Below are 20,237 nucleotides of genomic sequence, written 5' to 3'. Positions count from 1 at the left end.
AGACCGAGGCCCATATGCCATGATCGATATGCTCGTCGTCGATTTATCGCGGTGGCAATTCGCCGCCACCGCGATGTACCACTTCATCTTCGTGCCCCTGACGCTGGGCCTCTCTTTCATGATGGCGATCATGGAAAGCGTCTATGTGATGACCGGGCGCCAGATCTGGCGCAAGGCGACCCTGTTCTGGGGCACGTTGTTCGGCATCAATTTCGCCATGGGCGTGGCCACGGGCATCGTCATGGAATTCCAGTTCGGCATGAACTGGAGCTATTACAGCCATTATGTCGGCGACATCTTCGGCGCGCCTTTGGCCATCGAGGGCCTCATGGCCTTCTTCCTCGAAGCCACCTTTATCGGCCTGTTCTTCTTCGGCTGGGACCGGCTGAGCAAAGTCGGCCACCTGGTCGTCACCTGGCTCACTGCCCTGGGCGCCAATTTCTCGGCCCTGTGGATCCTGATCGCCAATGGCTGGATGCAGAACCCGGTCGGCGCCAAGTTCAACCCCGATACGATGCGCATGGAAATCACCGATTTCATGGCGGTGATCTTCAATCCCGTGGCCCAGGCCAAGTTCGTGCACACGGTCAGCGCCGGCTATCTCTCGGGCGCGGTGTTCATCCTGGCCATTTCGTCCTTCTTCCTGATCAAGGGCCGGCATGTCGAGCTGGCCAAGCGCTCGGCCGTCGTCGCGGCCAGTTTCGGCCTCGCTTCGGCGCTTTCGGTCGTGGTGCTGGGCGATGAGAGCGGCTATGTCGCCACCGAGCACCAGAAGATGAAGATCGCGGCGCTCGAGGCCATGTACCATACCGAAGAGGCGCCCGCGCCCTGGACGCTGATCGCCTGGCCGGGCGAGAATGGCGAGCCGGGCTTCCACATTTCGATCCCCTGGGTCGGCGGGCTCATCACCACGCGCTCCTTCACCGAGGAACTTCCGGGCATCAACGAGCTGGTGGAGCGCGCCGAGGACCGCATCCGCACCGGCATCATCGCCTATAGCGCGCTCCAGGATATCCGCGCCGATGGCAGCAATGAAGAAGCCCGCGCCATATTCGACGAATATTGGCCCGACCTGGGCTATGGCCTGTTGCTGAAAAAATATCGCGTGGACATCGAGAACGCCACCGAGGCGGAAATCGCCATGGCGGCGCAGGATACGGTGCCGGGCGTCTGGCCGCTGTTCTGGACCTTCCGCATCATGATGGGGTTGGGCTTCTTCTACATCGCCTTCTTCGCGATGTGGTTCTACCGGGCATCGCGCGGCTGGATCGATACCAACAAGCCCTTGCTGTGGTTCAGCTTCGTCACCCTGCCCCTGCCCTGGGTGGCCATCGAAAGCGGCTGGTTCATCGCCGAATTCGGCCGGCAGCCCTGGGTGGTGGAGGGGGTATTGCCCACCTTCTACGCCGCATCGGGCCTCACCGTGCTCGATCTCGTCCTTTCGCTGAGCTTCTTCGTGCTGCTCTATACCGTCCTGCTGATCATCATGGTCTTCCTCATGGTCCGCGTCATCAAGGCCGGTCCCAAGGACAAGCTGTTCGCCGACGATGACGACGCCGATGATTTCGTCATGGCCGCCATCCCCGCCACGCCCGCAAACAAGGAGCTCGGATCGTGAGCACCATTCCACTCGATTACGAAACGCTGCGGCTGATCTGGTGGCTGCTGCTCGGTGTCCTGCTGATCGGTTTCGCCATCATGGGCGGGCGCGACCTGGGCGTGGGGACCCTGTTGCCCTTCGCCGCCCGCACCGATGCGGAACGACGGGTGCTGCTCAACCTGATCGGGCCGACCTGGGAAGGCAATCAGGTCTGGCTGATCCTGGGCGGTGGCGCCATCTTCGCCGCCTTCCCCTCGCTCTATGCCGTCAGCTTCTCGGGCTTTTACCTGGCCATGATGGTCATCCTCGTGGCGCTGATCCTGCGGCCAGTCGGCTTCAAGTTCCGCGGCAAGGTCGAGGACAAGCGCTGGCGCACCGCCTGGGACTGGGGCCTGTTCATCGGCGGCTTCGTGCCCGCGCTGATCATGGGCGTGGCCGTGGGCAATGTGCTGCTGGGCGCGCCGTTCCACCTCGATCACACGATGCGCATCTTCTATACCGGCAATTTCTTCCAGTTGCTGACGCCCTTCGCGCTGCTGGCCGGGCTGGTCAGCGTCGGCATGGTGGTCACCCATGGCGCCGCGCTCCTGGCCGGTCGCACCGAAGGCATCATTGCCGAGCGGGCGCGCAGCTACGGCATCTGGGCCGGCCTCGCCACCCTCGTCCTGTTCGCCCTGGGCGGGGTCTGGATATCCTTCATGAGCGGCCATGTGATCACCAGCGTCATCGATCCCAATGCGCCGATCAATCCGCTCAACAAGTCCGTCGAACTGGTGCCGGGTGGGTGGCTCAGCAATTATAGCACCTATCCCTGGATGATCGCCGCGCCGGTCCTGGGGTTCGGGGGCATGGCGCTAGCCGTGTTCGGCCTCGCCGCCCGCCGCAAATGGCTCGCCTACCTCGCCAGCAGCACCGGCATTTTCGGCATCGTCAGCACGGCGGGGCTATCGATCTTCCCGTTCTTCCTGCCGTCCTCGAGCGTCCCCAATAGCGGGCTGACGCTGTGGGATTCCTCGTCCAGCCACATGACGCTGTTCATCATGCTGCTGGTCACCGCGTTCTTCCTGCCGATCATCGTCATGTATACCGGCTGGGTCTTCCGCGTCATGCGCGGACCGGTGACCAGCGACAGCCTCGGCAAGAACCCCAACGCCTATTAGGAGAAGCTCGATGTGGTATTTCTCGTGGATTCTCGGCGTCAGCCTGGCCTGCAGCTTCGGCATCCTCAACGCCATGTGGTTCGAAATGCGCGAAGACCGGCGCCTCGCCCGCGAAGAGGGCAAGGAGCCGGTGGGGGCGACCGAGTAGAGGTTTAAGAACCCGGATATCGCTGCACTCTCGGCTCTTTCGCCCCCTCCCCCTTGAGGGGAGGGCTGGTGTGGGGGTTCTGAAGGTGCAGCATGCTCCCACGGCAGCGGGATTGCTGACAGGTCTGAACCCCCACCCTCATTCCCTCCCCTCAAGGGGGAGGGATGCGCAGGAACCGACACTCTGGCGCAAAAACAAGCAGCCCAGACTGGACGTATCCTGGGGTCAGCCCCTACCCGCACAACACCCTTAACCGCGCCAGGTCGGGCACGGTCACGTGCCGGTAATTGACGATCTCGATCACCCCATCGGCCTTGAGCTTGCTGATCTGGCGGCTCACCGTCTCGATGGTCAGGCCCAGGAAATCGGCGATGTCGGAGCGGCTGAGCGGCAGGTCGAAAGTGGCGGCCTCGAACTCGTCGGTGGGGTCGATATGGCTGGCGATCATGAACAGGAAGCTCGCCACCTTCTCGGCGGCGGTCTTGCGGCCCAGCGTCACCATCCAGTCGCGCGCCTCGTCCAGTTCGCGCAGCGCCTGCATCATCACCCGATGTTCGAGGGGCGCGCTGTCCTGCATCAGGGCTTCCAGCGCCGCCTTGGGAATGACGCAGAGATCGACCTCCGAGGCCGCTTCGGCGCTGACCCGGCTTTCCGCCGCGAAGGGCCGGCCGAGCAGGTCGGGCGCGAATTGCAGGCCCACCACCTGCTGGCGTCCGTCTTCGAGCACCTTGGTCAGCTTCACCACGCCGCGCAGCACGTTGGAATAGGAGGAGATCGGCATGGCGTCGGCCATCAATTCCTCGCCCGCCTGCCGGCGGACCCGGCGGGTCGACCTGGCCAGGGCCAGCAATTGTTCGGGATTGAGCGCGCCACACACGCCCTGATGCCGCGCCTCACAGCTCTGGCAGAGAAGGGGAAGCTCGGAATTGTGGATGTCTTTGCGAACCGTCTGCATGATCGGCCTCCTGACCATCCAAGAGATATGCGCATGCGGGCAGTGGTTTAACCTGTGGCTTTGTCGCTGTGCCAACAGGTCGCATTTGGAATGGGGATGAGTCATTCGAGCGTATCCACCCATGTGCGATAGCGGCGCCCTCGCGGAGAAGGAAAGGAAACACCCCTTGACCTTCCCATGATGGGAAGGATTATATGCTTGCGGACGAGGTAGAAATCATGAACCAGCACGTCCATAAACATTCCGATCCCACCAGTCTCGACATTTCCGGCATGACCTGCGCCTCCTGCGTTTCGCGGGTCGAAAAGGCGCTGCTCAAGGTGCCGGGGGTCGAAGCGGCCTCCGTCAATCTGGCCACCGAGCGCGCCAGCGTCACCGGCGGCGATCCCGCGGCCCTGCTCAAGGCGGTCGAGAAGGCCGGCTACAAGGGCAGCGTCCGGCCCAAGGACGCTCCCGCCCACGATCACGGCCATCACCACGACGAAGACGCCGCAATCCTCAAGCGCGACGTCATCATCGCCGCGATCCCCACCATCCCGCTCTTCCTGGTGGAGATGATCGGCCATATCCACATGCCCTTCCATATGTGGGTCATGTCGATCGTCTCGATGGATGTCCTTTATGTGAGCTATTTCCTGCTCGCCACTTTCGTCCTGTTCGTCCCCGGCTTCCGCTTCTTCCGCATCGGCTTTCCCGCCCTGTTCCGCGGCGCTCCGGAGATGAATTCGCTGGTGGCCCTGGGCGCCGGGGCGGCCTGGCTCTATTCCAGTATCGTCACCTTCGCGCCCCAGCTGGTGCCGGCGGAGACGCGCTATGTCTATTTCGAAGCCGCCGCCGTCATCGTCACGCTGATCCTGGTCGGCCGCTGGCTCGAGGCCCTGGGCAAGGGCCGCACCGGCCAGGCCATCAGCCAGTTGATGCAGCAGCAGGCCAAGACCGCCCGCATCGAGCGCGACGGCCAGGTCAGCGAAGTGCCGATCGAAGAGGTTCGCGTGGGCGATATCGTCCTGGTGCGCCCCGGCGAGAAGATCGCCGTCGATGGCCAGATCGTTGAGGGCGCCAGCCATATCGATGAATCGATGATCTCCGGCGAGCCGCTGCCCGTTTCCAAGGGCGTCGGCGCCGATGTGGTGGGCGGCACGCTCAACACGTCCGGATCCTTCCGCTTCCGCGCCACCAAGGTCGGGTCGGACACCATGCTGGCCCAGATCATCCGCATGGTCGAGGACGCGCAGGCCGGTAAATTGCCGATCCAGGCGGTGGTGGACCGGATCACCTCGATCTTCGTGCCCATCGTCATCGGCATCGCCATCCTCACGGCCGTGGCCTGGTTCGTCCTCGGCCCCGATCCCAAGCTCACCTATGCGCTGGTCAATGCCGTCGCAGTGCTCATCATCGCCTGCCCCTGTGCCATGGGCCTGGCCACGCCGATGTCGATCATGGTCGGCACCGGTCGCGCCGCCCAGCTCGGCGTCCTGTTCCGCAAGAGCGAGGCCCTGCAGCAGCTCCGCGACGCCAAGGTGGTGGCCTTCGACAAGACCGGCACGCTGACGGAAGGCAAGCCGGCCCTGGCCGATCTCATCCTCAATGACGGCTTCGAGCATGACGAGGTGCTGGCGCTGGTCGCCGCCGCCGAATCCCGCTCCGAGCACCCCATCGCCCATGCCATTGTCGGCGCCGCGGAAAAGGCCGGGCTCGCCCTGGGCGAGGTCACCGATTTCACCGCCAATGCCGGCACCGGCATCACGGCCCGGGTCGATGGCCGCGAGGTCCTGGTGGGCGCGCAGCGGCACATGAACCATCTCGATTTCTCGGGTTTTGCCGAGGCCATCGAGCGCTTCGCCAATGAGGGCAAGACCCCGGTTTTCGCGGCGGTGGACGGTCGGCTGGCGGCCGCCATCGTGGTCGCCGACACCATCAAGCCCACCAGCAAGGCGGTGATCGATGCCCTGCATGTCATGGGCCTCAAGACGGCGATGATTTCCGGCGACAATCGCCGCACCGCCGAAGCCATCGCCGCCCGCCTCGGCATCGACGAGGTCCGCGCCGAAGTGCTGCCCGCCGACAAGGTCGAGGCCATCAAGTCCCTGCGCCAGGGCAATGGCGTGGTCGCCTATGTGGGCGACGGCATCAACGATGCACCGGCCCTGGCCGAAGCCGATATCGGCATCGCGGTCGGCAACGGCACCGACGCGGCCATCGAGAGCGCCGACGTGGTGCTGCTCGGCGGCGATCTCAGGCAGGTGCTCAATGCGCTGGCCATCAGCCGGGCCACGCTTCGCAACATCTGGGAAAACCTGTTCTGGGCCTTCGGCTACAACGTCATCCTGATCCCGGTGGCGGCAGGTCTGCTCTATCCCGGTTTCGGCATTCTGCTCTCGCCGATGATCGGCGCCGGCGCCATGGCTTTGTCCTCGGTCTTCGTGGTGGCCAATGCCCAGCGCCTGAGGAACGTGAAAGGAGGTACGGCATGAATATCGGACAAGCCGCCGAGCAATCCGGCGTCTCGGCCAAGATGATCCGCTATTACGAGCAGATCGGCCTCATTTCGGCGCCCCATCGCACCGGCAGCAATTACCGGGTCTATGGCAGCGACGAAGTGCATGTCCTGCGCTTCATCAAGCGGGCGCGCACGCTCGGTTTCTCGGTGGAGGAAACCGGCGCCCTGCTCGCCCTCTGGCAGGACAAGAGCCGGGCCAGCGGCGAGGTGAAGGACATAGCCAGCGACCATATCGCCGCGCTCGAAACCAAGATCGCCGAACTCCAGGGCATGGTGAAGACGCTGAAACACCTGGTTCATTGCTGTCAGGGCGACAACCGCCCCGATTGCCCCATCCTCGACGATCTCGCCGGCGAACCGGCCCACAAAGGACACTGACATGACCGACAAGCACATTCTCATCGTCAACGACATGACCTGCGGCCATTGCGTCGGCACCGTCCGCACCGCCCTCGAAACCGCCCTGCCCGGCGCCGAAATCCAGATCGACCTGGACACCCACAAGGTCAGCTTCACCGGCGACAAGACCCGGGGCGAAGCGGCCATCCGCGAGGCGGGCTATACGCCTGAAGCGCCATAGGCACCGCGATACGCTGTTCCGTCCTTGCGCCCTCGGGTGAGGCGCCAGGGTGACGAACTGCGGGTGGGGCCGGACCGCGCGGCCAACGCCGCAGCCCCACCTCCCCCTTGATGGGGGAGGTAGCGCAGCTTGGCCGATCGGCCTAGCGAAGCTGGGAGGGGGTGCCGGCAAGCGCCGGCGCCCGGCATATGGCACCTGCCCGCCAGCATCCTCACAACCTCATTCCTCTGACACCCAAGCGCCCCAGAAGCCAAAGCGACGCCTCGTATGGCAGGACCTCCTCTACCCACCGCTCGTCACCCTCGGGCTTGACCCGAGGGCTCTATACGTCATGCCAGGCGAGGCACCCGGTCGCCTCAAGCAAAACGCCCTCGGGTCAAGCCCGAGGGTGACGATCCGGTGGGAGAGGAGGCATGCGGGGTGCCGGCAGGTCACGCCCGAGGGCAGTGAGGAGTGTAAGGATGAATAGACACCTCCCCAGCCCCTCTGACCGCTGCGCCCCAAACACAAAAGGGGCGCCTCGCGGCGCCCCTTTCCCGTTCGGTTCGCCATTCGAGCATAGCTCTCATGGCCTTCTCGCCCCCAATCGCTCCACCGGAGCGATTGGCCCTGCGGGACAGCTCAAAGCCTCAGAACGGGCTGTCGGCGTCTAGGAACTGCTCGGCATTGTCCTTGGTGATCAGGGTCGAGTCGAGGATATAGCGACCAGCCACCTGGATGCCGCCGGTGAAGTGCGACGTCGTCAGTTCGATGGCGGTGGCGATCATTGCCGGGCTATAGCTCACGTCGACCGGGGTCAGCGGGTCGCCATTGGCAACGGCCTGGATGATCTGCTGCATGCCGGCGCCGCCGACCACGAACATTTCGTCTTCACGGCCAGCCTGCTTGATGGCCTCGATGGCGCCCAGGGAGATATCGTCGTCCTGGGTCCAGACGGCATCGATTTCCGGGAAGCGGGTCAGGAAGTCCTGCATCACGCGGAAGCCATCATCGCGGTTCCAGTTGGCGAACTGGTTTTCGAGAACCATGATGTTGGAGCCTTCGATGCTGCCCATGAAGCCATCGAAGCGCTGCTGATCGATCGGGATCGGCAGGCCGCGCAGGATGACCACGTTGCCGCCGTCCGGCAGAGCACTCTTGATGTACTCGGCAGCGTTGGCGCCAAGACCCGGATTGTCGCCGGCGACATAGAGGTTTTCCACGCCGTCGATCGACAGCTGGCGGTCCACCACGGTCACGAACTTGCCGGCGTCCTTGACCTGCTTGATGGCCGAAGTCATGGCGTCCGGATCACCCGGCAGGATGACCAGAGCATCGATGCCGCGGGTGGAAACCATGTCCTCGATGTCGGCGATCTGCTTGGGCGAGTCAGGCGAAGAGGCAAAGACGAATTCAACGTTCGGATAGGTTTCGCTAAGGCGGGTGATGGCCTGCTGGGCGAAATAGTTGACACCGCCGGTCCAGCCATGCGTTGCGGCCGGAACCGAGACGCCGATGGTGACCTTGTCGTCCTGGGCCAGGGCAACGCCACCCAGGCCGGCCGCGATGACGACGGACGCCATCAGGGTTTTTGCCAGTTTCATTCTTTTAGTCCTCCCAAAATGCCCGTTTGTGGGCGATGTAAAACTTGATGTCGTCGTCAGCTGGCGCGCTTGGGGCGCTGAAGCAGCACGGCGAGAATGATGATCACACCCTGGAAAGCCCCATTCAGATATGGGCTGATGAAGCTTTGCAGGTTGAGGATGTTGCCGATCAGGCCAAGGATGATCACGCCCGCCACCGTGCCCCAGACGCGGCCATAGCCGCCCTTTAGCGTGGTGCCGCCGATGATCACCGCGGCGATGGCTTCCAGCTCCCAGAGCACGCCGGTCGTGCTCGACGCCGAGCCAAGACGGGGCACGTAGAGCAGCACGGCGACAGCCACCAATACACCCTGGAGAATGTAGGTAATCAGCCGGACATTATCGACGTTGATCGAGGAATAGCGGGCCACCTGCTCGTTCGAGCCGATCGCGGCGCAATGGCGGCCAAAGGCAGTGCGGCGCATGACGACTTCGCCGGCAATGGCCACGAGCGCAAAGACCAGGATCGGATAAGGAACGCCCAGGAAGCCATTGTAGTAGACCGGACGATAGACGTCGGCGACCTGGAAATTGAGCGAGAGCGTGCCGCCATCGGCGAGGAAGGTCACCAGCGAGCGGAAGATGCCCATCGTGCCAAGGGTCACGATGAACGCTTCGATGCGGCCACGGGTGATCATGATGCCGTTGCCGACGCCCGCCACGCCGCCAAGCAGGACGCCTGCCGCCATGCCGGCAAGAATGACGCCCCAGCCGATGCCGAAAACCGGGATCAGCCAGTTCATCACCATGATCATGACGCCGGCGATGACCGCAGCCATGGAGCCCACGGACAGGTCGAGCCCGCCCGCAGTGATCACGAAGGTCGCGCCGATGGCGATGATCCCGATGAAGCTCGAGCGCGCCAGGACGTTGGTGATATTGTTGTAAGTGAGAAAATTCTCGTTGAGCGTAATGCCCAGCAGCACCAGCAGGGCCAATGCCGCCAATGGACCTATGGTCTTGAGATCCCACTTGAAACGGCTCGTGGTCTTAGCCGGAATCTCAGGCGCTGATACGCTCATCGTGTCCACTCTGCTTGATGCCCGCGGCGTACCGCATGATTTCTTCTTCGGTGATCTCGGCGCCTTCGAGCACCCCGGCAATGCGCCCTGAGCGCATCACCACGACCCGGTGGCTGAGCCCGATCACTTCCTGGAGTTCGGAGGAAATGACGATGACCGCTTTCCCCTCGGCGGCCAGCGCCGCGATGATGTGATAGATTTGCTGCTTGGTGCCGACATCGATGCCGCGTGTCGGCTCATCCATGATGATGATGTCCGGCTCGCTTTCCATCGTCTTGCCCAGCATCAGCTTTTGCTGATTGCCGCCCGACAGGCGCCCAACGGCCACCGAGGCGTCACGGGCGCGGATGTCGAAGCGGCGCGTCGCACGTTCGAGCGCACGCTCTTCGCTGGCCGTATCGAGGAACCCGGCGCGCATATGCTTTTGCAGCGTCAGCAAGGTCAGGTTCGGCCGCAAGCCCATATTGAGCAGCAGGCCCTTGCCCTTGCGGTCCTTGGTCATATAGGCCAGCCCCGCCTCGACCGATTGGGCGACCCGGGTAAAATTGACCACCTGGCCATTGAGCTGGATTTCGCCAGCCGTCCGATGTGTCAGCCCGACAATCGCTTCGGCCACAGCCGTGCGACCCGAACCGATCAGACCGGCAAACCCAAGAATTTCGCCCTTCCGCAGGTCGAAGGAAATGTCGGAGACGGACTTGGTTGCGAGGTTCCGCACACTCAGCAGCACAGGCTCGTCCACATCCGGCTCGTGCTTGGGCGGATAGAGGTTGGACAGCTCGCGGCCCACCATCATCTGGGCGATGGAATCGGGCGTCAGCGCCTCGGTGCTCACCGTCGCGATCAGTTGGCCATCGCGCAGCACGGTGACGCGGTCCGCAAGCTCCATGATCTCATCGAGCTTGTGCGAGATGAACACCACGGACACGCCACGCGCCGTAAGGCGCCGGATCTGCTCGAACAGGGTCTGGGTTTCGCCCACCGACAGCACCGCTGTCGGCTCATCCATGATCAGCACCCGCGCATCGCGGCTGATGGCCTTGGCGATTTCCACCATCTGCTTGTCGGCCACCGAAAGGCTCGAAATGCGCGCGTCGGGATCGACATGCACATGCAGCGTTTCCATGATCTCGGCGGCGCGGCGGCGCATCTCGCCGACTTTGAGGAAGGGCCCCTGCCTCAGCTCGCGCCCAAGGAAGATCGAATCCGCCACGGTCAGGTGTTCGGCCAGGTTCAGCTCCTGGTGAATGAGCACGATGCCCATGGCTTCCGCCTTGCCGTCGGGCGGCAGCACCACGCTCCGACCGTCATAATGGATCGATCCGGACGTAGGCTGCTCGATGCCGGAGAGGATTTTGATCAGCGTCGACTTGCCGGCGCCGTTCTCCCCGATAATGGCATGCACTTCGCCGGGCCTGATATCGAAGTCGATGCTGAACAGCACCGGAATTTCGCCGAAGGATTTGGAGATGCGATGCGCCGACAGAATCGGCGCCACGCCTGTGTCCTGCACATCCGCCATGCTGTCTGCCCCTCCCGAGCGGGCGCCGCTTTGCCGCGGGCTCTCTGCTCTCCTGCCGATGTAAAGGTTTTCATGAATGATGTAAAGGTTTACACAGGGGCATAAGTGTATATGCCTGTGAGCGATGCCGTGGCGGAGGAAGCGTCATCTGCTAAAGGCGGAAGCGCGCTGGATTTTCGGTTCGGTGTGAGGGGCGGAGCGAGCCAAGTGCAGCAGCATAAGCTGGCGACAATCGAAGATGTTGCGGCCATGGCCGGGGTCTCCATCGCCACGGTCAGCCGCGCGATCAACGAACCCACCAAGGTCGCCGACGCCACGCGCCGCCGGGTCACCGAGGCCATTGCCCGCACCGGCTATACCACCAATGCCATGGCCCGCTCGCTGCGGATGCGGCGCTCCAACATGATCCTGATTCTGGCGCCCGACGTGGGCGACCCGAATTTCTCCAACATTCTGGTGGGCCTCGAAACCGAGGCCAGCAAGCGCGGCTATGGCCTGCTCATCGGCAATACCCAGAACGATCCCAGCCGCGAGACCGATTACCTGCGCTTCATCAGCTCAAACCAGGCGGACGGGCTGATCCTGTTCACCGGCCACCTGCCCTTCGGCTTCGGGCAGGATCGCGGCGAGACCCGCCTGCCCCCCATGGTCGCGGTCAATGAGCCGGTCATGGGCCAGGACGTGCCTTTCGTGGGCGTCGACAACCTGGAAGGGGCCCGCGTCGCCGCCGAGCATCTGATTTCGCAGGGCCATCGCCGCATCGCCTTTATCGGCCGCTCCAGTAGCCGCGAGATCAATCGCCTGCGCGAGGCCGGCTACCGCGCCGCCCTGGAAGGGGCCGGCATCGTCATCGATCCGCGCCTGATCCTGGATGGCGACGGCACCACCGAAAGCGGCCGCGCCGCCGCCGAGCTGATGTTCGTGCGCGATGCCCTGCCGACGGCCTTTCTCTGCGTCAACGACGCCACGGCGCTGGGCGTCATCATCGCGCTCAATACCCGCCATTACGAATTGCCCCGGCAATTTTCCATCATGGGGTTCGACGACATTTCCTTTTCCAGCTTCGTCAGCCCCTCGCTGACCACCATGAAGCAGCCCCGCCACCGTATCGGCGAGGCGGCCATGGAATTGCTGCTGGCTCTCTTGGCCGGCGAAACCCCGAAATCGCGCGAAGTGCTGCTGCGGGCAGAGCTGATCGTGCGCAATTCGGTGGCCCGGCCGGCGCGCTAGCCGATCATCGGCTCCTGCGCCCTATCCCTCCCCGCCATCGTCATTGCCCGGCTGGTCCGGGTGGACCACCCGGGTGGTGCCGCCGGGAGAATATCGACCCTCAAGAACCGCCGGGTTCTCAATACCCGTTCTTGTCCAGCCATTCCTGCATCCAGGCGATTTCGGCTTCCTGCGCTTCGATCACCGCTTCGGCCAAGGCGCGCACTTCCGGATCGGCGCCGTGCTCCAGCACGATGCGCGCCATGTCCACCGCGCCCTGGTGATGGGGGATCATGCCGAGGATGAAATCGGCGTCGGCATTGCCGGTATAGGCAATGTCCATCTGGGTATGCATGCGCGCATTGGCGTCACGATAGGCGATCGTGGCGGCGCTGTCGCCGGCGGCGGCGTGGCCGCCATGGCCGGAATGATCCTGGGCGAGGGCCGGCAGCGGCAAGAGCACGAGGACAGCGGCGAGCAGAACGGTTTTCATGGCAACCTCCATTGGTGATGCCCCTTTCTGCCGCCTTCCAAAATGGGAAGGTCAAGCCGGCGTCGCCACGTTGACAGCGCCGGCGCCCACTTGTTACTTAATTAAATGCTTAACAAAAAGCCCGATCTCGACCTGATCTTCCAGGCGCTGGCCGATCCGACACGCCGCGCCATGCTCGAGCGGCTCAGCCAGGGGCCGGCGGCGGTCAGCGAATTGGCCAGGCCCTTCGAGATGAGCCTGCCCGCCGTGGTGCAGCATCTGCAGGCGCTGGAGGCCAGCGGCCTGGTGAGCTCGGAAAAGGTCGGCCGCGTCCGCACCTGCCGCATCGAGCGCGACGCTTTGGGCGCGGCCGAACATTGGCTGCATGCGCGCCGCCTGTCCGGGGAAGCCTAGAGCCTTCCCCGGCGCCAGCGCCCTGCCCGCTCAGCCCTTCAGCCGTTCCAGGATGGTGTCGAACTTGGCCATGGAGACATTGGCGCCCCATTCCATGCCGGTATCGACCGTGGCGTTGCGCATCTCGATATCGGGGAAATTCGAAATCGAGCGGTAATGGGTCCTGCCGTCCCGCTCCTCGAAATGGTGCTCTTCGTAATAGCGTTCGTCTTCCTCGAACATGCCCTCGACCACGAAGGTATTGCGGATCATCCGCTTCGGCTCGACGGCGAGATAGGTGCCGAACATCACCCATCGCGTCCCGTCGGGGGACAGACCCACGATCCGCCATTTACCGCCGGTGCGCACGTCGTATTCGATCACCTCGTTCTTGCCGAAGCCCCACCAATGGGCGACGTGTTCCTTTTCGGTCCACACTTTCCAGACCAGGGCCAGCGGCGCCTCGAAACTGCGCGACATGATGATGAGCGGCTGGTCGTCGGGCAATTCGGTCTTGAAGGGATTGGCGAAATTCTGGGTATCCATCGGTCTTCTCCTCAGTTTTTCGTGTCGGTGCGCGGGCGCTGCACCTGGGCCAGATAGGCTTCGAGCTGGTTGAGGTTCTGCTCCCAGAACCGGCGATAGAGTTCGAGATAGGAGGCCGCCTCGCGCAGTGGCCCCGGCTCCAGCGCGCAGGGCCGGTATTGAGCCTGCCGACCGCGGCGCACCAAGCCGGCATTTTCCAGCACCTTGATATGCTTGGAGACCGCCGCCAGCGTCATGTCGAAAGGCTCGGCGATCTCGTTGACGCTCGCCTCCCCCTTTGCCAGCCGCGCCAGGATCGCGCGCCGCGTCGGATCGGCCAGCGCCCCCAAAGTCGCGCTCAAGCTGTCGGTCATCACCACCTCCATAATTCAACTTATCAGTATAATACTAATTGGTTGAATTATGATCAAGCGGAAATCGCGGGCGTTTGCGAATGCTTCCAAAAACGAAGAACCCTCGGGTCACGCCCGAGGGTGACGACCGGGATTGGGTTAGATGCCCTTAAAGCAGCCGACATTTGAGCTGAAATCACGGCTCTTTTGCTTCCCTCCCCCTTGAGGGGAGGGAATGAGGGAGGGGATCCATCAGTGGATAACTGCCACCCTCACCCACGGATCGTCACCCTCGGCTCGACCCGAGGGCGTTTGCGATATACACAAAAACAAAGAATCCTCGGGTCACGCCCGAGGGTGACGATCGGGGTTGGGTTAGACGCCCTTAAACGATCCGGACTGGGTTTGATGCCCTCAAAGCAGTCCACATTCAGCTGGGATCGCTGCTCTTTTGCTGCCTTTACCCTAAAAAGAAGGGCTTGAGGGAGGGGGCCACCAGTGAATAACCGAACTACCCTCACCCACGGATCGTCACCCTCGGGCTCGACCCGAGGGCGTTTGCGATACACCCAAAACCAAAGAACCCTCGATCAGGCCCGAGGGTGACGATCCGGATTGGGTTAGATGCCCTTAAACGATCCCGATTGGGTCAGATGCCCTTATTCCCGGCGCAGCAGCAGGGATGGCTTGCCGTAATAATCGATGCGCTGGGTCTCGCGGAACCCCAGGCGCAGGGCGAGGCCGAGGGAGGCTTCATTGTCCGGGTCGATGAGGCAGAGCGTGCGGGCCATGCCGCGCCCAGCGGCCCAATCCAGCAGCGCCGCCACCGCCTCGCGCGCCAGGCCCTTGCCATGCCAATCGGGGTGGAAGACCCAGCCGGCTTCGGGCGCGTCGAGCGGCGGGGATATATCGCGCCGAAAATCGGCCAGGCCGACCTCGCCGATCACCCGGTCGCTGCCGCGCTCGGTCACCGCGAAATAGCCGAAGCCGAGCATCTGCCAATGGCCGGCATAGCGCAGGATGCGCGACCAGACCTCTTCCCCGGTGCTGGGCCGGCCGCCGATGAAGCGCGTCACCGTCTCCTGGCCCCACAGCGCGCAGCAGGCGGCATGGTCGCCGGCGCGATGCCCGCGCAGGACCAGCCGCTCTGTCTCCAGCCGCGGGACCATTATCCGGCGGCGATGGCGGCGCGCGGCATTTCCGAAAAGATTTCCGCCTTGCCGTTGCGGATGATGACGATCTCTTCGAGGCGCAGGCCGAAGCGGCCCTGCAGATAGATGCCGGGCTCGATGGAGAACACCATGCCCTCGTCCAGCACCGTCTCGCTGGTGCCGGTGATATAGGGCGCCTCATGCACGTCGATGCCCAAGCCATGCCCGGTGCGGTGCAGGAAATATTCGCCATAGCCGGCCTGGGCGATCACGTCCCGCGCAGCCTTGTCCACGTCCATGGCTTTGGCGCCGGGCAAAGATGCCGCAATGGCCGCCTCGACGGCACGGTCGAGGATGGCGTGGATGTCGTCGAACCCTTCCGGCTTGCTGCCGAAATAGCCAACGCGGGTCATGTCGGAGGGATAGCCGCCGATACGCCCGCCGATATCGATCAATACGGCATCGCCCTGCTTGAGCTTCGTCGCGCCGGTATGGTGGTGCGGAAAGGCGCCATTGGGGCCGAAGCAGACCGAGATGAACTGCGTGGTCGCGCCGTTTTCCTTGTAGAAATTGCCGATCACCTCGGCCACTTCCGCCTCGGTCACGCCGTCCTTCAGCGCCGCGAAGCCGGCCGCCATGGCCCGGTCATTGAGCAGGTGCGAGGCTTTCAGCAGCCTGTATTCGGCCTCGTCCTTGCGCGAGCGCAGATAGCCCACGCTGTCGGCGGTGAAGCGCCGCTTGGCGCCGGGCAGCGCGTCGAGCACCAGGAGGGCGAAATCGGCGCGCATGGTTTCGTCCAGCACGATGGAGGGGCTGATCCGCGACACGCCCGTCGCGTCGATCAATTGCGCCAGCGCCGCATCGGGCCCGTCGGCATCGGCCCAGGGGAAGAAGGGCAGATCGGTGTGCTGGCGCGAAGAATCCACGTTCAAGGCCGGCATGAGGAAGCCGGCGAAATCCTTACTCACCATCAGTAGCACCGGACGCTCGTCGCCATGCGGCGACAGGTCGGCCAGGTAGCGCATATGGCTGGATGGCCCGATCACCACGAGGTCGGTGCCGGTCTCGGCCATGCGGGCGCGCAGCTTTTCCATGCGGGTGGCGAGGATGGGGTTCATGATCTGGTCTCGTCTTGTTGGGACAGGGCTGGCACCATTGCAGCAAAGCACTCGGTGGTATTCCCTCGCCCCTCAGGGGAGAGGGTCAGGGTGAGGGGTGCGGGCCTCTCGGCAAGAATCGAGAAGCCGGCACCCCTCATCCGGCGCTACGCGCCCCTTCTCGCCGGAGGGGCGAAGGAAAGGCGGCGGCGACAAATAAGAGCGGAGCCGGACGGGAGGAGGAGATGTCCGGCTCCGCAAGCGGCGGCCCGAGGGAACGGAAGCCGCCGCTTGTTCGATGTCGGACCTTAGTCCTTGGTCACCAGCCGATAGTAGACGAAGTCCGAATTGGACCCGTTCACATAGCCTTCGACATTATTGGCCATGCCGATCTGCAGTGCGGCCTGGAACATGATGATGATCGGGCTTTCAGCCTGAACCTTCTGCTGCAGGTCGACATACATCTCGTTGCGCACGCTCTGGTCGGCTTCGGCCAGGGCGGCGTTGACCTCGTCGTTCATCTCCTGCGGCACGGCCCAGGCATTGCGCCAGGTCGTGGTCGCCGCATAGGCGTCGTCCGCATTGTTGGAATTGTAGGCGAAGGCCTTGGCGTTGGAATGGGGATCCATGAAGTCCGGGCCCCAATAGAGCAGCATGGCCTGGTGGGTGCGCTCACGATATTTCGTGATCACCTGGGCGCCGGTGCCGGGCAGGATGTCGAAATTGATTCCCGCTTCGGAGAAGCCGGCCTGCAGGGACTGGGCGATATCGGTGAAGGGCGCCGAATTGATCACGTCGAGCGTGACGTTGATCGGGGTTTCGATACCGGCATCGGCCAGGATCTGCTTGGCCTTTTCCACGTCATAGCTATAGGGCGTCTCGTCATAGGAGCCGGGGAAGCCCTTGGGCCAGAAGGCCTGGTGCTTTTCCATCTGGCCCTTGAGGAAGGTCTCGGTCATCCCGTCATAATCGACGAGGTAACGCGCGGCTTCCCAGATGGCCGGGTCGGTCAGTTCCTCGGTCTTCTGGTTGAACGAGAGGAAGTGGACGGCCGCCTGCGGATAGGTTTCCACCTTCACGTTCTCGCCCAGGCCGCCGATCTGGTCGGGGGTCAGGTTCTTGGCGATATCGATGTCGCCCGAGGTCAGCAGCAATTGCTGGGTGGCCGCTTCGGCGACGTGACGGATCAGCACCTGCTTCATGGCCGGCGCGCCGTTCCAGTAATTCTCGTTGGCGGTGAGGCGCACGAGTTCGGCCGGACGGTAATCGGTCAGCACGAAGGGGCCGGAGCCGGCCGAATTGGTGTTGAGCCAGGCATTGCCCCAGTCGCCGTCCACCTCGTTCTGCATCACCAGCACTTCATCGACGATGGCGCCGGGGCGGGCGGCCAGCACGTTCAGCACGAAGGCCGAAGCGAAATCGCCGGTCCACTTGACGGTGACCTTGTTGCCGTCGACCGTGACCATCTCGCCGATATTGTCCGGGGTCCAGCCGAGCTGGGTGAGGATGAAGGCGGGGGTGAGGTTCAGCGTCACCACGCGGGTGAACGAGAATTTCACGTCCTCAGCGCGCACCGGATTGCCCGAGGCGAAGGTCGCGCCTTCGCGCATGGTGAAGGTCAGCGACTTGGCTTCCTCGTCGGCAACCCATTCGCTGGCCAGGCCCGGCGCGAGCACGGTGGTGTCCTCCGCGTCGTACTGCACCAGCTTGTCATAGAGGTTGGCGTTGATTTCGCCGGCCGAGAATTCGTAGGCCTGGGCGGGATCGAGCGCGACGATATCGTCGATGTTCTGGGCAATGACCAGCGCATCGGCGGGCGTCGCGGCATAGGCGGCGCCGGCCGCGAGCGGCAGGGCCAGGGCGGATGCCATCAAGGCAGCACGGAAGAGCTTCATGAGCGTTTCTCCTTGGGAATGACTTTTTTGCGGACCGGCTTGTCGCTGCCGGTTTTGGGCTTCGCCACGACCGGCCTGGGCCGGGCCGTGGAGCGAAAGAGCGCCAGCGTGCCCGTCCACAACAGACGGGCCGGCTGATCGGTATGGTTCGACCAGGAATGGGGGCGATTGCCCCGGAAATGCAGGCTGTCGCCGGCCTGCATGATCATTTCCTCGCCGTCGAGCCTCTGGGTGATCGCGCCTTCGAGCACGAAGAGGATTTCTTCGCCCTCATGCGCTACCGTTTCCGAGCGATAGCCGGGCGGCACGAGCATGAGGAAGCTCGAGAGCTGGTTACCCGGGAAATCGGCCCCCAGCCGCTCGTAGAGAATGGAGGAGCCGTCCAGTGAGAAGCGGTTGCGCTCGCTTTGGCGCGTCAGCGCATTGTGGCTGGCCGGCGAGGCGATGAAGTAATCGATGCCCACGCCCAGCGCCCGCGCGATCTGCGCAAGCGTGCCCAGCGAGGGGGTGGCATGGTCGCGCTCGACCTGGCTCAGATAGCCCACCGAAACCTCGGCCGCCTCGCCCAGTTCCATCAGCGTCATATGCTGCTGGCGGCGGCGCGCACGGATCAGCGCACCCACCTTGGGATGCCCGTCCTGCCTGTTCGCCATTGCCTCCGCCACGCTTCGCCTCACCAAAATTTTTTTGATATAAGCAAAGTTTCTTGTATGGTGAAAGCGAAATGTGAAGGTTCTGCGACTTGCCCACTCTTGCGGTTGGCGAGGTCAATAACCTGTTATTCAAGAGGAATTTTCATTGGCGCTTGATCAGCAAACCGCCCCGCCGCCTCTGGCGCCCAGCCTGCGCAACAAGCGCCTGGGCCGCAATGTGCTGACGCTGGGCGGCTTTGTGCTCACGCTTTTCCTCACTTTTCTTGGCCTGCTCGCCATCACCTTCTTCATCGGGCGCATCATTCCCATCGATCCGGTGCTTTCGGTGGTCGGCGACCGCGCCACCCAGGCGCAATATGATGCCGCCCGGATCGCCATGGGGCTGGATCGCCCGCTCTGGCAGCAATTCATCTCCTATGTCGGCAATGTCTTTACCGGCGATCTGGGCCGTTCGGTGTCCACCGGCCGCCCGGTGATCGAGGATTTGTCGCGCTTCTTCCCCGCCACGTTCGAAATGGCGACCCTGGGCATCCTGATCGGCGTGGCGCTCGGCGTGCCGCTGGGGGTCACCGCCGCCGCCCGCCAGGGCTCCTGGCTCGATCAGGCGATCCGCGTGGTGGGCCTGCTCGGCTATTCGGTGCCCGCCTTCTGGCTCGGCCTGGTGGGCCTCGCCCTGTTCTACGCCCGCCTGCGCTGGGTCGGCGGGCCGGGCCGGCTCGACATTTTCTACGATGGCCTTGTCCAGCCGGTCACCGGCATGATCCTCGTCGATTCCCTCCTGCGCGGGGAGATCGACATCTTCTGGAACGCGGTCTCCCATATCGTGCTGCCCGCCTCGGTGCTGGGCTTTTTCAGCCTCGCCTATATCGCCCGCATGACCCGGAGCTTCATGCTCGACCAGCTGAGCCAGGAATTCGTCACCACCGCCCGGGTCAAGGGCGTGCCGGAACGCATCGTCGTCTGGCGCCACGCCTTCAACCCGATCCGCGTGCCGCTCATCACCGTCATCGGCCTCTCCTATGCGGGGCTGCTCGAAGGCTCGGTGATGATCGAGACCGTGTTCTCCTGGCCCGGCATCGGCAATTACCTCACCACCGCCCTCCTCAACGCCGACATGAACGCCGTCCTCGGCGCCACCCTGGTCATCGGCGCGGTCTTCATCGTCATCAACAAGGTCTCGGACGTGCTCTACCGCGTCCTGGATCCGAGGGCGAAGTGATGGGGATAACGCACGACGTCGTCGCGGTCGCCTGGGAGCCACAGAACCGCCCCCTCCCCCTTGAGGGGAGGGCCGGGGTGGGGGTTCTGCGGCAGCCACTTGCGCCATCGCAGCCGTTCCCCCCGCTGACAGGCCTGCACCCCCACCCCATCCCTCCCCTC

20 protein-coding genes are annotated in these 20,237 nt (G+C 63.7%); 9 read left to right on the top strand and 11 right to left on the bottom strand.

Annotated elements, in window-relative coordinates:
* Positions 1–22: 22 nt before the first annotated feature.
* Genes A3840_RS11990 through cydX form a run of 3 tightly spaced genes read left to right on the top strand, consistent with a single transcriptional unit; the run spans position 23 to position 2,908 of the window.
* Positions 23–1,618: a cytochrome ubiquinol oxidase subunit I gene (locus tag A3840_RS11990; RefSeq protein WP_205633380.1), complete on the top strand. Its 1,596-nt coding sequence runs from the start codon at positions 23–25 to the stop codon at positions 1,616–1,618.
* Positions 1,615–2,760, top strand: coding sequence for a cytochrome d ubiquinol oxidase subunit II (gene cydB / locus A3840_RS11985; protein WP_067456837.1), 1,146 nt, complete (start codon positions 1,615–1,617; stop codon positions 2,758–2,760). The genes A3840_RS11990 and cydB overlap by 4 nt, the downstream gene beginning before the upstream one ends.
* A 10-nt stretch (positions 2,761–2,770) precedes the next feature.
* The gene (gene cydX, locus A3840_RS11980) at positions 2,771–2,908 is read left to right on the top strand and encodes a cytochrome bd-I oxidase subunit CydX (RefSeq protein WP_067456834.1); all 138 of its coding nucleotides are present in this window, start codon (positions 2,771–2,773) and stop codon (positions 2,906–2,908) included.
* A gap of 232 nt (positions 2,909–3,140) precedes the next feature.
* On the opposite strand, the gene A3840_RS11975 is transcribed toward cydX, so the two are convergent.
* Positions 3,141–3,863, bottom strand: coding sequence for a Crp/Fnr family transcriptional regulator (locus tag A3840_RS11975; RefSeq protein ID WP_067456831.1), 723 nt, complete (start codon positions 3,861–3,863; stop codon positions 3,141–3,143).
* A gap of 218 nt (positions 3,864–4,081) precedes the next feature.
* On the opposite strand from A3840_RS11975, the gene A3840_RS11970 reads away from it, so the two are divergent.
* Genes A3840_RS11970 through A3840_RS11960 form a run of 3 tightly spaced genes read left to right on the top strand, consistent with a single transcriptional unit; the run spans position 4,082 to position 6,943 of the window.
* Positions 4,082–6,337 carry a heavy metal translocating P-type ATPase gene (locus A3840_RS11970; protein ID WP_067457032.1) on the top strand — a complete coding sequence of 752 codons (2,256 nt, stop codon included), beginning with the start codon at positions 4,082–4,084 and terminating at the stop codon, positions 6,335–6,337.
* Complete coding sequence (cueR, locus tag A3840_RS11965) at positions 6,334–6,741, top strand: Cu(I)-responsive transcriptional regulator (protein ID WP_067456828.1); 408 nt, start codon at positions 6,334–6,336, stop codon at positions 6,739–6,741. Before A3840_RS11970 ends, cueR begins: the two co-directional genes overlap by 4 nt.
* A gap of 1 nt (position 6,742) precedes the next feature.
* Positions 6,743–6,943: a heavy-metal-associated domain-containing protein gene (locus tag A3840_RS11960; protein WP_067456825.1), complete on the top strand. Its 201-nt coding sequence runs from the start codon at positions 6,743–6,745 to the stop codon at positions 6,941–6,943.
* Positions 6,944–7,572: 629 nt separating this feature from the next.
* On the opposite strand, the gene A3840_RS11955 is transcribed toward A3840_RS11960, so the two are convergent.
* The 3 genes from A3840_RS11955 to A3840_RS11945 are packed head-to-tail and all read right to left on the bottom strand — an operon-like array spanning position 7,573 to position 11,109.
* Positions 7,573–8,526, bottom strand: a complete 954-nt coding sequence (locus A3840_RS11955; RefSeq protein WP_067456822.1) for a substrate-binding domain-containing protein — start codon at positions 8,524–8,526, stop codon at positions 7,573–7,575.
* Positions 8,527–8,582: 56 nt separating this feature from the next.
* Entirely contained in the window at positions 8,583–9,587 is a 1,005-nt protein-coding gene (locus A3840_RS11950) for an ABC transporter permease (RefSeq protein WP_067456819.1), read from the bottom strand.
* Entirely contained in the window at positions 9,568–11,109 is a 1,542-nt protein-coding gene (locus tag A3840_RS11945; protein ID WP_067456816.1) for a sugar ABC transporter ATP-binding protein, read from the bottom strand. The genes A3840_RS11950 and A3840_RS11945 overlap by 20 nt, the downstream gene beginning before the upstream one ends.
* Before the next feature lie 207 nt (positions 11,110–11,316).
* Between A3840_RS11945 and A3840_RS11940 the strand changes: the two genes are divergently transcribed.
* Positions 11,317–12,339, top strand: coding sequence for a LacI family DNA-binding transcriptional regulator (locus tag A3840_RS11940; RefSeq protein WP_281180578.1), 1,023 nt, complete (start codon positions 11,317–11,319; stop codon positions 12,337–12,339).
* A gap of 118 nt (positions 12,340–12,457) precedes the next feature.
* Here the strand turns inward: A3840_RS11940 and copM are convergent, their stop codons facing one another.
* Positions 12,458–12,811, bottom strand: coding sequence for a CopM family metallochaperone (gene copM, locus A3840_RS11935; protein WP_082903860.1), 354 nt, complete (start codon positions 12,809–12,811; stop codon positions 12,458–12,460).
* Between the two features lie 105 nt (positions 12,812–12,916).
* On the opposite strand from copM, the gene A3840_RS11930 reads away from it, so the two are divergent.
* Positions 12,917–13,204 (top strand): ArsR/SmtB family transcription factor, encoded by a 288-nt coding sequence (locus tag A3840_RS11930; protein WP_067456811.1) that lies wholly within the window; start codon positions 12,917–12,919, stop codon positions 13,202–13,204.
* 30 nt (positions 13,205–13,234) lie between these two features.
* Here A3840_RS11930 and A3840_RS11925 read toward each other — a convergent pair whose 3' ends face one another.
* The 6 genes from A3840_RS11925 to A3840_RS11900 all read right to left on the bottom strand — a co-directional run bounded on the left by A3840_RS11925 (position 13,235) and on the right by A3840_RS11900 (position 18,857).
* Complete coding sequence (locus tag A3840_RS11925; protein WP_067456808.1) at positions 13,235–13,729, bottom strand: SRPBCC domain-containing protein; 495 nt, start codon at positions 13,727–13,729, stop codon at positions 13,235–13,237.
* Between the two features lie 11 nt (positions 13,730–13,740).
* Positions 13,741–14,082: an ArsR/SmtB family transcription factor gene (locus A3840_RS11920; RefSeq protein WP_067457025.1), complete on the bottom strand. Its 342-nt coding sequence runs from the start codon at positions 14,080–14,082 to the stop codon at positions 13,741–13,743.
* Positions 14,083–14,720: 638 nt separating this feature from the next.
* Positions 14,721–15,230, bottom strand: a complete 510-nt coding sequence (locus tag A3840_RS11915) for a GNAT family N-acetyltransferase (RefSeq protein WP_067456805.1) — start codon at positions 15,228–15,230, stop codon at positions 14,721–14,723.
* Positions 15,230–16,330 (bottom strand): M24 family metallopeptidase, encoded by a 1,101-nt coding sequence (locus A3840_RS11910; protein ID WP_067456802.1) that lies wholly within the window; start codon positions 16,328–16,330, stop codon positions 15,230–15,232. The genes A3840_RS11915 and A3840_RS11910 overlap by 1 nt, the downstream gene beginning before the upstream one ends.
* Positions 16,331–16,617: 287 nt before the next feature.
* The gene (locus tag A3840_RS11905; RefSeq protein ID WP_067456799.1) at positions 16,618–18,204 is read right to left on the bottom strand and encodes an ABC transporter substrate-binding protein; all 1,587 of its coding nucleotides are present in this window, start codon (positions 18,202–18,204) and stop codon (positions 16,618–16,620) included.
* Positions 18,201–18,857, bottom strand: coding sequence for a helix-turn-helix domain-containing protein (locus A3840_RS11900; RefSeq protein WP_067456796.1), 657 nt, complete (start codon positions 18,855–18,857; stop codon positions 18,201–18,203). Before A3840_RS11900 ends, A3840_RS11905 begins: the two co-directional genes overlap by 4 nt.
* 205 nt (positions 18,858–19,062) lie before the next feature.
* Between A3840_RS11900 and A3840_RS11895 the strand changes: the two genes are divergently transcribed.
* Complete coding sequence (locus tag A3840_RS11895) at positions 19,063–20,076, top strand: ABC transporter permease (protein WP_245676609.1); 1,014 nt, start codon at positions 19,063–19,065, stop codon at positions 20,074–20,076.
* Positions 20,077–20,237 lie beyond the last annotated feature (161 nt).

The sequence above is a fragment of the Devosia elaeis genome, from assembly GCF_001650025.1.
Taxonomy (GTDB): domain Bacteria; phylum Pseudomonadota; class Alphaproteobacteria; order Rhizobiales; family Devosiaceae; genus Devosia; species Devosia elaeis.
This window is presented reverse-complemented; position numbering and strand designations above follow the sequence as displayed.